Origin of the sequence: Lysinibacillus sp. ACHW1.5 (assembly GCF_022014815.1) — a bacterium.
GTDB classification, from domain to species: Bacteria; Bacillota; Bacilli; order Bacillales_A; family Planococcaceae; genus Lysinibacillus; species Lysinibacillus capsici.
In genome coordinates this window covers 4,090,948-4,106,384 of record NZ_CP091777.1, presented here as the reverse complement: position 1 = coordinate 4,106,384, position 15,437 = coordinate 4,090,948, and the positions used below count along the sequence as shown (strand labels likewise).

The window sequence follows — 15,437 nt, the reverse complement described above, 5'->3', positions numbered from 1 at the left end:
CAATCGATAATACTTCTCACTTGTTTTTTGCTTTCACGTAAAAAAAACGTCTAATAAGTTAATACTTATTAGACGTACGAGAATTTAATAATTAAGCTTTTGCAACTTCTTTTTTCATTGTTTTGTTTTTAGCAAGATTTACATGCCAAGAAAGTGCTTCCTCTAACAGATGAGGAGTTTGGTGGTTGCCAGTTGCCTCAACTGCACGGTTATAGTAATCCCATAATTGTTCTTTGTAATCTGGGTGTGCACAGTTTTCAATAATTAAAGGTACACGTTCTTTTGGTGCAAGACCACGTAAGTCAGCAATACCTTGTTCCGTAACGATAACATCAACGTCATGCTCTGTATGGTCAACGTGAGATACCATTGGCACGATAGAAGAAATTGCTCCACCTTTTGCGTATGATTTTGTAACAAAAATACCAAGGCGTGCGTTACGTGCGAAGTCACCTGAACCACCGATACCATTCATCATACGAGTACCAGACACATGCGTCGAATTAACGTTACCATAGATATCTAACTCAAGAGCTGTGTTGATTGAGATTAGACCCAAACGACGGATAAGCTCAGGGTGGTTAGAAATTTCTTGTGGACGTAAGCAAATTTTATCAGCATACTTTTCTAAATTACCATAAACTTTTTGCTGTAATTCTTCAGTAAGTGTGATTGAAGTAGCAGCGGCGAATTTAACTTTACCAGCATCGATTAAGTTAAATACAGCATCTTGAAGTACTTCAGATGCAACAATTAAATCTTCAAATTCTGAATCTGCAAAGCCATCAAGTACTGCGTTTGCTACAGAACCTACACCAGATTGCAATGGCATTAATTGTTTTGTTAAACGGCCCGCTTTAATTTCGTCACGGAAGAAGTCTAATAAAATGTTTGCCATCCTTTGTGTTTCTTCATCTGGAGGTACAATTAATGAAGGAGCATCTGGCTCTTCAGAAATAACAATTGCTTTAATTTTAGCTGGATCTACTTTGATACCAATATCACCAAGGCGTTGCATAGCATCTGTCATTGGAATAGCTTCACGTTTACCTTGTTCTCCAGGTACATAAATATCATGGATACCGATTAAAGCTTCTGGATGAGAAATATTTAACTCGATAATAATATTTTCTGCATATTCGGCAAAGATAGGTGAGTTACCTACAGAGTTTGTTGGAATGATTAATCCATCTTCAGTAATAGCAACCGCTTCAAGAATTAAATACTTGATTGGTCCGATAATTCCTTGGCGCACTAGCTCAGCATTATGAGAAAGATGAGCATCTACATATAAGATATCTCCAGAATTGATTAAATTACGGATACCCGCATCACCCTGGAATGGTCCACGTTTACGAATTGCACCAGCTTCTGCTAAGTACTTATCTACTTCTGGTCCTAATGATGCACCTGTATATACATCAATTTTGAATTCTTCATTTTTTGCGCGCTCAACTAATGCCATTGGAACAACTTTTGCATCCCCAGCACGAGTAAAACCACTCATCCCAACTACATCACCATTAGAAATCAGTGCTGCTGCTTCTTCAGCAGTTACAATTTTACTCTCAAGTTCTTTTAAACCTAGGCGTTTTTGAACATTTGCATCCATAAAAAAATCCTCCCCTAAATAATTTTGATGGAAACCGATTACAAAACTAGAAAAAACATTTAAGAATTTTCTGTTTATTCAGTTGTAGTATGACTCCAACCATTTGAATAATACTATCACCAAATTGTCACAAAAACTTTAGAATTAGCATTAAATTGAGTAAAAAAAGGAAAATCGAGCATTAAGATGATTTTTCGACAGAGAAAACGTTTTATTGTAGAGCTGTATAAATTTAGTTGTTTTCTACATTAAAAATAGTGCAAAAATAGTTAAATAGGGAGGTAAATGAGTCTGATTTGTGGCAAAAAAACAGCGAGCAATTTTTATAATTGCTCGCTGTTCATACAAATTAGAAACCTAAAGAACGACGGAAATAGCTTGCATAGCGTTGGCTAACAGGAATACGTGTCCCATCTTTCATAATTAATAAAAACGTTGAGTGTGAATCTGGTTGAATTTCATCGATGTAGTCAATGTTAACGATATAAGAGCGGTGACAACGAATAAATGAGTCAGGTGCTAAAAATAGCTCTAGATCACTTAAGTTTAAACGGTGATAACCTTCACGAGTCATTGTTTTAACAAATGTTTTACGGAGTTGTGTTTCTAAATAAATAACTTGATCATGTTTGATTGGGTACCAGCAATCATCAATTTTGATGGTAATGTAGTTTGTTAAGAATGCTGATGGTTTTTGCGGGAAGATAGCAGTAATAGCTCCTTTTGTTTCGCCTTCCTCCATTAAAGGAATACTCATGCCATAATAGGCGACACCGAAAACATCAGGTTCGATATAAGAGCTGATTTTTTGACCATAGCTTAATGCTTTGTGTGCGGCTGAACCTTCTTTGATAGGGTCACCAGGTTTAATTTTTAAATCAACTTTCTTGCTTGGTTGGTAATACAAATATTCATTTGTATCAGAGATAGCGATGGACGTATTTTCAGGGAAGAACTCCTTAATAATCTCCATGATCTCTTCTATTTGTTTTGGATCCACTTTAAACACCTCGTCTAAACTTTTAAAAATAGTATTATCATCTATTTTACTACATATTCATATAAATTATATAGAGAAGATTTAGGAATAAAATAGAAAAATGTCGAATGATTCATTAGAATGATGTAAGTTGTTTTGTATAATTTGTAAATAAATTTATAAAATGACTAATTTATTTTGATATGTATATGGTAAAATTTAATTGTTAGGAATAAGTTTACGAGGTTTCTACTATGCGTATGTGATAAATTAGAACTAGAGTAGCAATTAAAATGTGGTTGAAAGGAAATCGCAGAATATGGTAAAATTCACTGTATAGTCTATTTTTTTTATATCTGGTGTTTTAGTAGGGTTATTTTTGATTTATTTGTTAATAAAATTTGTGAAATAGGACTCAGTTCTTATATTGAATAAGTAAATACTATTTTCTTATTTTTTAATTCGTCGGGATTGGTGTCAAATATTGTCATGCAATTCGTGCACTCTGAGGAAAGATGGGGAAGATTATGCAACTACATCAACATTCTATGTCAGAAACGATATCCAAAAGATACTTCCAAGAAATCGATAATATTAATCAATATATCGGTGTCGAAGAATTTTTTAATATTGAGTCGAAATTAATTTTTGAAATTTACCATTTAGAATCTGCAAAAGCGAAAAAATCTTTGCATGAGTTAATTGATATTCTCTCAATTCGTTTTGGCAAACAGGTCATTAAAATCGTTCGAAGTTATTTTTCTGTTTTGTCATCAATTGTTGCTCGTAAATTGCTGGACAATCAAGTACCTTCGAAAAAAGCATTTGCTTTCAATATTGCGTGTAACGATATGATTGAAAATCAGATGAAAGACGCAGAGTTTTTACAATTTGCCGATGATTTAATTGATTTCTTTGTTTACTTTATTGCAGATCGCAAACAACCGACTTTCCGACATCAAACTGTTAACAAAGTGATAATGTATATAAATGACGAGCTTGAAAATGATTTAACTGTTGAAAGTATAGCGAATAACTTTCATATAAGTACTAGTCACTTATCACGTATTTTTAGAGAACATGTGGGCATTACATTGGTTGAGTATTTAAATGTAAGACGTGTAGAAGAATCACAATACTACTTACGACATACAAACAAAAGTATTACTTCTATCTCAGATCAATTCCATTTTTGTAATCAAAGTTATTTTACACGTATTTTCAAAAAATATACTGGAGTTACGCCAAAACATTTTAGAGACGAGCTTCATCATGAATTTTATCGTTTTGAAATGGCAGAAGCTGAATTACAAAATGTTTAGATTTTGTGCATAGAGAATGAGAAGATGCGAAGATATTAGCGTTGCTAAAGCTCGCATCTTTTTTGATGAATCATCTGAGGAAACAGCTTAAGGAATAAGTAGCACTTGCTATTTGATAAAGAGAGACCCTATAAGGTATACTTCACAGTAGTTGATAAATAATAGTAGGTGGAAAAATGAAAAATTTGAAGCTATTTTCAATGCTTGGTATTGCCGTTTTTGTTCTTAGTGGCTGTCAAGCTGTGCAAAACAAAGAAGGTTTTTTCTATAGTATCTTTGTAAAACCTATGGAATTTTTATTGGAGTTTTTTGGGAATGATATCTTTTCAGGGAGCTATGGTTTAGCAATCATTGCGATTACTGTTCTAATTCGTTTAGTCTTAATGCCGATTATGTTAAAAAACTATCGTCAACAACAATTAATGAAAACGAAGATGGATGCTTTTAAACCTGAAATGGAAGCCGTTCAGAAAAAAATGAAGGAAGCTAAGACAAAAGAAGAGCAAACGCAATATCAACAAGAAATGATGGCTCTATATCAAAAGCATGGCATTAATCCACTTAATATGGGTTGTTTACCGATGTTAATTCAAATGCCAATTATTATGGGGCTGTATTTCTCGATCTTGTATTCTGCCGATGTTAAATCCCATGAGTTTTTATGGTTTAGCTTAGGTTCACCTGATATCGTGATGACTATTGTTGCAGGGATTGTTTACCTGATCCAGGCTCGTGTATCTTTATGGACGGTACCTGAACAACAAAAAGCGCAGATGAAAATGTTTATTTATATTTCACCAATTATGATTGTCTTTATCTCTATGTCTTCTATGGCAGCACTGCCTTTGTATTGGTCTGTCAGTGGTGCATTGTTGATTATTCAAACATATATTGGGCGTAAATATTATTCGGAACATCCTGAGAAAGCAAAAAAATAAATTGATTGATGTCGAGGCGCCTTTGTTGCCTCGATTTTTTTAGGAGGACAGCAAGATGAACAAAAAATGGCTATCATCTATTCTTGTTGCAATTTTTAGTATTGCAGCACTAGTATTTATTATTATGGGGAAATTTAATTTTGCCGTACTTGCAATGACGATCATGTTTGCCTTATCAAATGGGTTTAGAGCAAAAAGCTTTAAAGAGCAAGGTTATGTAAAAGAAGCAAAATGGATGCAGTATATGGCAATTTTTTTCGCAATTGCATCTATAGTAGTATTTGTCATCGTTCTAACAGATTAATTGAATATTTACGTAGGAAATTTACACCTGAAAATGTGAACAGTGCTAAAATAAGATTATAACTAGTAATACAATAAAATAGGTATTTTCAAGGTGAAATGCTTTAAAACATCCTTTTAGATACCTGATATTTTAAAAGGGGTATAAAGAGTGAAAAACAATCGTCTTCCGCTTATCGTTGGTGCTTTCATATCTATTGCGTTAATCGTAGCAATTTTTGTAGTCTATAACTATAAAAATAATCAAGTAAATAGTGCATCTGATGAGCAGCCAAAAACAACAGAAACAAACAAACCAGCTGAACAAGATTCTACTGCAACAGAGAAACCAGACAATACTGAAACTCCTGCAAAGCCAGAGCAACAACCTGACGAAAATGGGTATCTTCCAAATCAAACATTACCTACGGAACCGACTTATATTAATGGTATTCTGTTAGCTAATAAAATTTATCCGCTTCCATCTACCTTTGCACCTGAAGAAAATCCAGAAGCACGAGAAGCGTTAAATCAAATGCTAGCCGCTGCCAAGCAGCAAGGATTTGATTTAGTTGCATTTAGTGGCTACCGATCTTTTGAATATCAAACAACACTTTATAATAACTATGTTAAACGTGATGGACAGGCAGCAGCAGATCGATATAGTGCTCGACCTGGCTACTCAGAACATCAAACAGGCTTAGCATTTGATATAGGAGAGCGTGGAAAAGAAGATGTGTGGCTGACAGAAGAATTTGGGGAAACTCCAGCAGGGCAATGGCTATTTGCACACGCACAGGAGTATGGCTTTATTTTGCGTTTCCCTCAAAACAAAGAAGAGATAACAGGTTATATGTATGAGTCATGGCACTATCGTTATGTGGGCAAAGAGATTGCAAAAGAGATAACAAAGAAAAACATTACATTGGAAGAATATTTAGGTGTTAAATAATAAAAGGAAGAGAAGCCATGCGGTGAATAGGCTCTCTTCCTTTTTATTTTTATAAAATGGGTGTTAATAGACGGGAAATAGATTCTTTAAATTTAATCAGTGTTGAACGGTTTTTATACATTTCCCATGTTAATTCCGTACAATCAAAAATATCCTTCTCAAACAGTTCTGCCAATTGGTGCGATATATTTGCATCATATATGAAGGCATTGACTTCAAAATTCAGACTAAAACTTCGTACATCAATATTCGCTGTTCCGACAGAGGAAGCCTCGTCATCAATAATAATAGCTTTAGCATGGATAAAGCCCTTTTCATAGATGTAGACTTTGGCTCCAGCACGTAATAATTGACCAACATAAGAATAAGTAGCCCAATATACAAACATGTGATCAGGCTTATTAGGAATCATTATGCGTACATCAATGCCTGACAAGGTGGCAATTTTAATGGCGTCTAAAAAACTAACATCTGGGATGAAATATGGTGTTTGAATATAAATATATTTTTGAGCCATATTAATAAGCTTTAAGTAACCGATCTTTATTTGCTCCCAGTCCGAGTCTGGTCCACTTGAAACAATCTGTAAACCCACATCACCTTTTTTCGGGATGGCAGGGAAGTAACGATCAGAGTACCCCATTTTTTGTTGAGCACTAGCTTGGTTCCAGTCAAGTAAAAAGCGGGTTTGCAAAGGATGTACGGCACTACCCTCAATACGTAAGTGTGTATCACGCCAATAACCAAACTTTTTTTGTAAACCTAAATACTCGTCACCGACGTTAAAACCACCAATATAGCCAATTCGACCATCAATGACAACGATTTTTCGGTGATTTCTAAAATTTAAACGAGGGTTAAGAAGTGGCAAAATGGATGGGAAGAAAACTTCTACTTCACCACCAGCATGCAGCAACTCTTTAAAATGACGTCTTTTTACATTACGTGATCCCATTTCATCGTAGAGAAGCCTTACCTTAACACCTTGCTTTGCTTTTTTTATCAATGCATTGACGATGCGTGTACCTAAGTCATCAAGTCTGAAAATATAATACTGGATGTGGATGTGATCTTTAGCTGCTTCAATGTCTTTAAGGAGCTGCTCAAATTTATCGGCACCATCATCAAAAATATCCAGATGGTTGTCCTGTGTTAATACCGCATTGTTTGTTCTGAGGTGCATATAAATCATCTCTTGATAATTTTCTGCATTAGCAATACGAAACTCAAACGTTTCATCACGAATCGCTTCCATCTGGTAGGTAATTAGATTATCAATCCCGATATCCTTGCGTCCTTCCCAACGGAATAGATGCTTTCTTCGTAATTGTCTTCCAAGTAATAAGTACAAAATAAATCCAGCTAATGGCAGGAAAAATAACACGAGAATCCATGCCCATGTAGAGGTAGCATCTTTACGTTCTAAGAAAATGATGGTCATGGCTAATAAAATATTAAAAAACAAAGTTAAAGGAACTAAATATTCTATATCTGTAAAAATGCTCATTCCTACACCTGCCTTTGTATTGTTAATAACATACTTAGTATAGCCTACTTCAAATGCGGAAAGAAGATATGAAATGGCTAGTTAGCATGGAAAAGGATTATCCCTTTGATATATAGGGATAATCCGCATGATTTAATTAGTAATTCTCTAATAGATAGGATGTTTCTATGATTACTGACTCAACGATTGGTATCCATAAATTGCAACCTACTATATTTTATGGATGACGCAATGATTTACGGGATGCCTTATATATATAAATTAGGCTTATAGAGAGAATGGCTATTGCAGCCGAAATATAATAACCAAGACTTGATTGGACAGTAAATAACCATGTGAAAAATAGTGGACCAAGAATACGTCCTAAGTTATCCATCGAATAGGACAGACCAGCGGCAGTTCCATATTGTCCTCCAGATTCTTTAGAGGAGAGTGATACAACACATGTTCTTGCAAGTGCATTACCTGCTGTAAAAACACAAAGGGCAAGCCCAGCGATAAAAAGATTAGCTGTTAATGTAAATAAAAGCATGCCAACAGCAGTTACAATTTGTGCGCCGATTAACCATGTCGTTTCACTGCCATTTTTTATGCGTCGAACGACCCCTCCTTGAATAGCTGCATCGACAAAGCCACTAAACATGAACAAGTAACCAATTTGTAATGGTGTAATATGAATTTTTTCAATTTGAAATAGCTGAAATGTAGCCTCCACGCCCGCTAGCATAAAAGTTACTAAAAAAGAAAACATAAATAAATAGCGCACACGAAATTGTAGCATTGTTGCAGCACCTTTTGGCACTATAGCACGTTTATTTGAATCTTTTCGTTTTTTAGGTTCTTTTAGGACGAAACTTGCATAAATAAATAATAGTGCAATTAATAAAGCTGATGCAGTAAACGGTAACTGCAAGCTATAATGGCCTAGCATTCCTCCGATTGCTGGACCAAAAATAAACCCAAGACCGATGGACATGCCCATAAAGCCCATATACTTATTGCGATCCTCTTCACTAGACATATCGGCGATAAATCCTGTTACTGCTGTATATAATGCACCAGAAAATAAACCACCAATAATACGTGAAACATACAATATAGCTAGGTTATCAATAAATAGTGAAAAAATAACAAAACTAAGGCTAAAGCCAATTAGACCAGTAAGGATTAGTTGTTTTCGCCCTACCTTATCTGATAGCATCCCCCAAAACGGTGCTGTGAAAAAACTTGCAAGTGAATAGACGGTCAATAAACCACCTACGTGGAGATCATGCCAATTTTGCTGCACAATTACCTCTGGTAAGACGGGAATAATAATGCCGAACCCTAGATAAACGAGGAATTGAACAGACATCAATAATAAAATAGCCTTTTTCATACAGTTCCCTGCTTTCATACGATATTTCAATATGTATATTCTACCCCTCTTGTTCTTGCGATTACAACAATAGGGGAGGGGAAGCTTGAATAAAGTGGAACAATTTAGTAAAGAAAGAAATGAAGCAATTTAAAATTTTTTAAATCTATGTTCTGATTTTTGAATAAAATGTAGCCATTTTGGGTAATTTAAAGATGTTTGATGGAAAAGTTTGATGATGTGAAAAATTTACAATGTAACAAAATTGAAAAATTTTAAAGGTAAGTTAAATGGTATGATAAATTTGTCAGACATCATACTCGTAGAAAAATGAAACTTTTTCGTAAATAAAACGTTATATAAAATCGAGGAAAGATTGAGGTGGAATGTATGACAAAAGAAGTAGATTTGAAAAAGATTGTTTCGAATTTATCTAAGTTGGGTGTAACAGCCACAGTAACAAAGTCTCGACTAGAACTTTTAAAAGTGCTAACACCACCAACGCAAACTCCGCAAGTTCAAGCTTAACTCGTTTCCAATAGAAAAAGGGAGGTCTCAATACGCGAGACTTCCCTTTTTCTATAGTTATTCATCTTCATCATGTGTGGTAAACATGTAAGTTCGATAATGGAATCGCATACTAAAGACTAGCCCAATTGCTAAAGCATTCCCCATAAGTGAACTTCCTCCGTAGCTAATGAACGGAAGTGGAATACCTGTGATAGGTAATAATTGAATAGTCATACCAATATTTTCGAAAACGTGGAAGGTAATCATTGCAATAATCCCAGCACATACATAGGTCGAGAAGGGGTCTTTCAATAAAAGGGTTGTCTTTGTTAAATGATAAATTAATAAGAAGAAAATACAAATAACAATACTAGCGCCAATAAAGCCCCATTCCTCACCGATAACTGTAAAAATGAAATCGGTATGGTTTTCAGCTACATATACTTCACGATTTCTAAATCCCTTACCAAAAATTTCACCTGATCCAATGGCGTTTAAAGAGGTAATTAAATGATAGCCATCACTGGATGAATAGGAATAGGGGTCTAGCCAAGAATAAATACGAGCAAATTGATAAGCCTTAAAACCAAATGTTTTTTCTAGAAAGTCCTGCATATAAAGTGCCATCCACAGTAGTGTACCGCCTGCTACCATGCCACCTAAAAAAGTTGGTAGAATGATTTTCCAAGAAATACCCGCTACAATGATAAGGGCTGCAGTAATGGCAAAGAATACGAGTGCTGAGCCTAGGTCAGGCTGCTTTAAAATAATAGCTAATGGTACGATTAAGGTGATTGCAATTTTACCGAGTAGCAAAAAGTCTGTTTTAATTGATCGTAATGAATAAATTTCATGGTGCTTACTAATTAATCGAGCTAGTGCTAAAATGTAAAAAGTTTTCATAAACTCAGAAGGCTGTATATTTCCAATCGGCGTATGATACCAGCTTTTAGCACCATTAACGGGTGCACCGATTTGACCTTCTCCTTCTGGCATAAAAATAAGCAGTACCAGTAAGGCAATCCCTGCTCCATACATATACCATGACATTTTTTTATATTGATCTGGCTCAAAAAACATGACTATACCAATAATAACTGCACCAATCACATACCATTGCATTTGTTTTGGTACGTAGTTAATACCATATTGTCCTGAAGTTTGGGCAGATGCAATAGCTAACAAACTAATGACTAGAAAAGTGAAGAGTATAAATGCAAGTGTCCAGTCAAAACGATTTGCGAAATTTCGTTTATTTTCCATAAAAGCCACCTAAAATTAAAATAGTATCTCAATATGAGTAAATGTGATGCGATTCTCCCTATTTCGTTTATAATTGGTCAAAGAAGAAAGCAAATTAATAACCAGTAGTGGTGTAAGAATAGCTCATATCTATTGATAAGCTTGCAATTTGCTTTGAATATTGTCAATGGAATTTTAAGCAAATACTTGAACTCATTGAGTAATCTAAACTTTATATGCAAATGCATGTTTAACATTCCTAATTATAACGCAAAAATTACTTTTATGCCTGCGTATATAGTAGTAACGACAATTAACATAAAATGTTTCAAAAAAATCATGTTTAGTCTTATAATGTAGTGAAGAATGGGGTGATGGTTGTGGCTAAAAAATTAAAGTCAGCTGATGATTTTATGTATCATATTTATGTTCATATGAATGATGTCGATAAATTTGTTATATTTAGCGGGTTAAAATTCTCGCAATTTGTGGCTGCACTTGAACCACTACATCACTTACTGTTATTAAAACATTCCTATGAAGACGGTTCTTTTAATATGCATACACAATTTGAATATGTATTAGAAGAAGATGTTCCTCGTTTTGTGAAAAAATCTGCTGAATCTAAAGAATTATGCTGGGTAGATTTTATGGACGAGAAGAGGCTAGATCATTTAACACCGATGGAACAAGGAGAATTGCTTTACATAAGTCACAAGAAAGAACCGATTACGTCAGCATTTTTTAATAAATTACAAAATAGATTTGTCTATTATTCTTCAGACTTAGAGAAAATGACAAAAATTTATTTTCGTCATTTAAGTGATTCGGATTTATTGGTTGCCAATGTTTTTAATAGTTTAATTCGTGAAAAGGAACGCAGCACTGGATTTTGGCGTCGAAAAGTAAAAGCGAGTATTCCCGCTATATCACCAGATTTTTTACGTTCTTACCGATCCTTTGCGAAAGATGGAGCATTACTATCGCTGTATCGGATTGAGAAACCAAAAGTAGCGTATGGAATAGAAGTTCGCAATCTGTCTGAATATTCTTTTCCTGACGAAGTTTGGGATGACTTAAATACGATTTTAAAAACAGAGCACGATGAATTAATCTATATTATTTAAACTTCATGGTGACGCAATCAAAGAACTAAGATGTTGGTAGACAATATTTATGTTGCATTATTCCTGTACAATTCAATAGCAGGAAGTAATGATGCTAGGGCATAATTGATGAAATATACACGCAAAATCTCACCGTTAAAAATACGGTGAGATTTTTATGTCATTTGTCAAGACGTTTCATGATAAACTAATAGTACTCAAGAAGTATGTGGAGGGCACAAAAATGAAAAAAAGAATCGGTTTATTATACGGCGGAAAGTCAGCGGAGCACGAAGTGTCGTTATCGACAGCACGTGCAGTCACTGGAGCTTTGAATTTCGAGGAGTATGAAGTATATCCGATTTTCATTACATCTGACGGGGAATGGCGTCGTGGAGATCGTTTAGAAAAACCCGTAAGTGCAATAGAAGAACTACAATTTGGTGATAATACAACAATTTTGGAAAATAATATCACTGATTTTTTGATTGATAAAAATGGCAATGAGGTAAAGTTTGATGTCATTTTCCCATTGTTACATGGTACGAATGGTGAGGATGGAACAGTGCAAGGTTTACTTGAGGTTCTAAATTTACCGTATGTAGGAAATGGTGTATTAGCATCCTCTGCTGGAATGGATAAAGTGGTAATGAAGCAATTATTTGAAATTGCTGGATTACCTCAAGTGCCCTATACGTATTTTATTCGTAGTGAGTGGAAGAGTGAGCAACAGGCAATCATTGAACACTGTGAAAATACCTTGAATTGGCCAATGTTTGTGAAGCCCGCAAACTTAGGATCAAGTGTTGGGATTAGCAAGGCAGCAAATCGCGAGCAATTGGTGAAAGCAATTGAGGTTGCTTTGCAATATGATCGTAAAATCGTTGTTGAACAGGGAATTGTCGCTCGTGAAGTTGAACTGGCAGTGTTAGGAAATGACGATCCTGAAGTATCAGTGCCAGGAGAAATTAAACCTGTTACTGATTTTTATGATTATGATTCTAAATATAAGGACGGTTCTACAGCACTTATTATTCCAGCTGAGCTTCCAGTAGAAACTGTGGCAAGCTTAAAAGAACTGGCAAAGCGTGCATTTAAGGCTATAGATGGTAGCGGCTTAGTTCGTGCAGACTTTTTTGTAACAGCTGAAAATAACGTTTACATTAATGAAGTAAACACAATGCCAGGTTTCACGCCTGTAAGTATGTATCCATTATTATGGCAGCATACAGATGTGAGTTATCCGGAGCTGATCGACCGTTTAATTACCCTAGCAATTGAACGCTATGAAGAAAAACAACAGCTTCACTATAAAAAAGACTGAGTGGGATTATCGTGAAAAAAACTTTAAAACAATTAGCTGCATGGTTAAATGAGGAAATGGGTTCTTTTGGTGACACTATTGTGTCAGGAATTTCTATTGATACAAGAACAATTCAACAAGGAGACCTATTTGTTCCATTTCGTGGTGAGCATACAAATGGGCACAAGTTTGTAATGCAGGCATTTGAGAAAGGTGCTGGAGCTTCTCTTTGGCAAAAGGATGAACCGAATCCACCAGAAGATTACCCCTTGCTGTTTGTGGATGATCCAGAATTAGCCTTGCAAGAAATGGCTAGAGCATATCGTAATGAACATAAAGCAAAATTTATAGGCATTACAGGTTCAAATGGTAAGACATCAACAAAGGATATTTTAGCCGGAACACTAGGTCCATTCTTTAAAGTACAAAAAACGATTGGGAACTTTAATAATCAATTGGGCTTGCCTATTACTATCTTACAGCTTGATGAAGATACAGATGTGGCTGTCCTTGAGATGGGTATGAGTGGATTTGGTGAAATTGAGTTTTTAACGAAGCTTGCTCGTCCACATATGACGGTTATTACCAACATTGGTGAGGCCCATATGCAGGATTTGGGGTCACGTGCAGGTATTGCAAAAGCAAAGTTTGAAATAATTCAAGGAATGCAAGAAGATGGTCTATTATTCTATGATGGTGATGAACCTTTGCTTCAGGAATTAGTGGCAAAGGAACAACACTTACAATCAGTACCGTTCGGGTTAGAATCCAATAATCTTTTATACGCTGACAATATTCACGCTAACGCTGATGGCAGCCACTTCACTACACACGGTATGATCGAGGGTGATTTCTTTATTTCAGTGCTTGGCAAGCATCAAGTAAAAAATACACTTGTGGCCATGTTAATTTCTCATAAGCTAGGTTTAAGCAATGAACAAATACGTACATCCTTAGAGCATGTCGTATTAACTGATATGAGGATGCAACAGGTACTAGGAACGAATGGCGCTCTATTTATCAATGACGCCTATAATGCAGCTCCAACCTCTGTAAAAGCTGCCATTCAATTTATGGCTACATCAACTATTCGACCTGAAAAATGGCTTGTGTTAGGAGATATGCTAGAGCTTGGACCAAATGAGCAACGTTTCCATGAGGGTCTGGCTGAGCATATTAATGAGGATGAAATTGATAATGTCTGTTTGTTTGGCCCTCGTATGCTATATCTTTACAAAATATTAAAAGAGCGCTTTGAGGCTGAACGTTTATTGTATACAGAAGATGATTATACGGCTATTATCGAAAAGCTAAAACAAGCGAATGAATCATCTATTGTTTTACTTAAAGGTTCACGTGGTATGAAATTAGAGACAATCTTAAAGGCATTTACATCATAGTAGCAATGAATCGGTGAGATAAACGCTCACCGATTTATTTGTGTAAGTGATTAATTGTTAAATGAGGTGAGAACGTTGTCAGTAGGTGTACTATGTATTCATGGATTTTCAGGTGGACCATATGAGGTGAAGCCATTCACAAGTTATTTACGTTCACATACAGATTGGATAATTGAAGAGCCAACATTGTCTGGGCATGGTGAAGAATTACATATGAGTGGTTTTAAGGCGAAACACTGGTTGATGGATGCAGAATTAGCTTTCCGATCGTTGGCAAAAAAAGTAGACGAGGTAATCGTTGTGGGCTTTTCAATGGGAGGAATTATAGCGCTATATTTAGCTAAACGCTATAAAGTGAAAAAGCTTGTATTACTAAGTGCTGCTGCAAAGTATGTGAGCCCTAAGCAGCTAGTCAAAGATTTTAAAATGTTAGCTACTGAAGCCTATCACCATAATTTGACTAATAACGAACTCTATCTACGATACCATCAGAAGTTTAGCAATGTGCCACTTGCCTCAACAGTAGAATTTATGAAGTTGGTAAGAATGGTGGAACCGTATTATCAGCATATACAAATTCCGGTATACATTGTGCAGGGAAAGTTGGATGGGATAGTGCCTTATCATACGGCTCAATTTCTTTTTGATGAATTAGCCTCTGTAGACAAGGTTTTGTATTTTTCTGATAATGGCAAGCACCATATATGTTTTGAGGAAGATTGCTCTGAATGGTTTCCACAGGTTTTAATGTTTTTGAAAGACAAATAAAGTAGTCAGATTATTACGACTCATGCGTTATCGTTGCATAGGAATTAAAGCCATGTTAGACTAGTGTAAGCAATGGATACATTTTGTGCGAAGACTCTTCATATTTGGTTGAAGAGTACTTTTTTTTGAACACAACGGTTTTATTCTAAAGTGAAAAAT

14 protein-coding genes are annotated in these 15,437 nt (G+C 35.3%); 9 read left to right on the top strand and 5 right to left on the bottom strand.

Annotated elements, in window-relative coordinates:
- Window positions 1-91: 91 nt before the first annotated feature.
- Both L6W14_RS20610 and L6W14_RS20605 read right to left on the bottom strand, forming a co-directional pair.
- Window positions 92-1,612, bottom strand: a complete 1,521-nt coding sequence (locus L6W14_RS20610) for a succinyl-CoA:acetate CoA-transferase ScpC (RefSeq protein WP_131520856.1) — start codon at window positions 1,610-1,612, stop codon at window positions 92-94.
- A gap of 349 nt (window positions 1,613-1,961) precedes the next feature.
- Entirely contained in the window at window positions 1,962-2,612 is a 651-nt protein-coding gene (locus L6W14_RS20605) for a LytTR family DNA-binding domain-containing protein (RefSeq protein ID WP_004232004.1), read from the bottom strand.
- Window positions 2,613-3,118: 506 nt separating this feature from the next.
- Here L6W14_RS20605 and L6W14_RS20600 point away from each other — a divergent pair.
- From L6W14_RS20600 to L6W14_RS20585, 4 genes are all read left to right on the top strand, one after another.
- Window positions 3,119-3,913: a helix-turn-helix transcriptional regulator gene (locus L6W14_RS20600; protein ID WP_048394255.1), complete on the top strand. Its 795-nt coding sequence runs from the start codon at window positions 3,119-3,121 to the stop codon at window positions 3,911-3,913.
- A gap of 176 nt (window positions 3,914-4,089) precedes the next feature.
- Entirely contained in the window at window positions 4,090-4,851 is a 762-nt protein-coding gene (yidC, locus tag L6W14_RS20595) for a membrane protein insertase YidC (RefSeq protein ID WP_004232011.1), read from the top strand.
- A 55-nt stretch (window positions 4,852-4,906) separates the two neighbouring features.
- The gene (locus L6W14_RS20590) at window positions 4,907-5,155 is read left to right on the top strand and encodes a hypothetical protein (protein ID WP_054549596.1); all 249 of its coding nucleotides are present in this window, start codon (window positions 4,907-4,909) and stop codon (window positions 5,153-5,155) included.
- Window positions 5,156-5,305: 150 nt separating this feature from the next.
- Entirely contained in the window at window positions 5,306-6,085 is a 780-nt protein-coding gene (locus L6W14_RS20585) for a M15 family metallopeptidase (protein WP_131520855.1), read from the top strand.
- 49 nt (window positions 6,086-6,134) lie between these two features.
- Here the strand turns inward: L6W14_RS20585 and cls are convergent, their stop codons facing one another.
- Window positions 6,135-7,592 (bottom strand): cardiolipin synthase, encoded by a 1,458-nt coding sequence (cls, locus tag L6W14_RS20580; protein ID WP_048394260.1) that lies wholly within the window; start codon window positions 7,590-7,592, stop codon window positions 6,135-6,137.
- A 217-nt stretch (window positions 7,593-7,809) separates the two neighbouring features.
- Entirely contained in the window at window positions 7,810-8,970 is a 1,161-nt protein-coding gene (locus L6W14_RS20575) for an MFS transporter (RefSeq protein ID WP_371824159.1), read from the bottom strand.
- Window positions 8,971-9,339: 369 nt separating this feature from the next.
- Here L6W14_RS20575 and L6W14_RS20570 point away from each other — a divergent pair, with 369 nt between their 5' ends.
- The gene (locus L6W14_RS20570) at window positions 9,340-9,477 is read left to right on the top strand and encodes an Lmo0850 family protein (RefSeq protein ID WP_004232019.1); all 138 of its coding nucleotides are present in this window, start codon (window positions 9,340-9,342) and stop codon (window positions 9,475-9,477) included.
- Between the two features lie 57 nt (window positions 9,478-9,534).
- On the opposite strand, the gene L6W14_RS20565 is transcribed toward L6W14_RS20570, so the two are convergent.
- Complete coding sequence (locus L6W14_RS20565; protein WP_036079404.1) at window positions 9,535-10,722, bottom strand: FtsW/RodA/SpoVE family cell cycle protein; 1,188 nt, start codon at window positions 10,720-10,722, stop codon at window positions 9,535-9,537.
- A 353-nt stretch (window positions 10,723-11,075) separates the two neighbouring features.
- Between L6W14_RS20565 and L6W14_RS20560 the strand changes: the two genes are divergently transcribed.
- From L6W14_RS20560 to L6W14_RS20545, 4 genes are all read left to right on the top strand, one after another.
- Complete coding sequence (locus tag L6W14_RS20560; protein WP_048394266.1) at window positions 11,076-11,828, top strand: hypothetical protein; 753 nt, start codon at window positions 11,076-11,078, stop codon at window positions 11,826-11,828.
- 223 nt (window positions 11,829-12,051) lie between these two features.
- Entirely contained in the window at window positions 12,052-13,131 is a 1,080-nt protein-coding gene (locus tag L6W14_RS20555; protein ID WP_131520853.1) for a D-alanine--D-alanine ligase, read from the top strand.
- Window positions 13,132-13,142: 11 nt separating this feature from the next.
- Entirely contained in the window at window positions 13,143-14,510 is a 1,368-nt protein-coding gene (gene murF / locus L6W14_RS20550; RefSeq protein ID WP_131520852.1) for a UDP-N-acetylmuramoyl-tripeptide--D-alanyl-D-alanine ligase, read from the top strand.
- Between the two features lie 75 nt (window positions 14,511-14,585).
- On the top strand, window positions 14,586-15,278 hold the full coding sequence (locus tag L6W14_RS20545; protein WP_131520851.1) for an alpha/beta hydrolase: 693 nt from the start codon (window positions 14,586-14,588) through the stop codon (window positions 15,276-15,278).
- The last annotated feature ends 159 nt before the right edge of the window (window positions 15,279-15,437 follow it).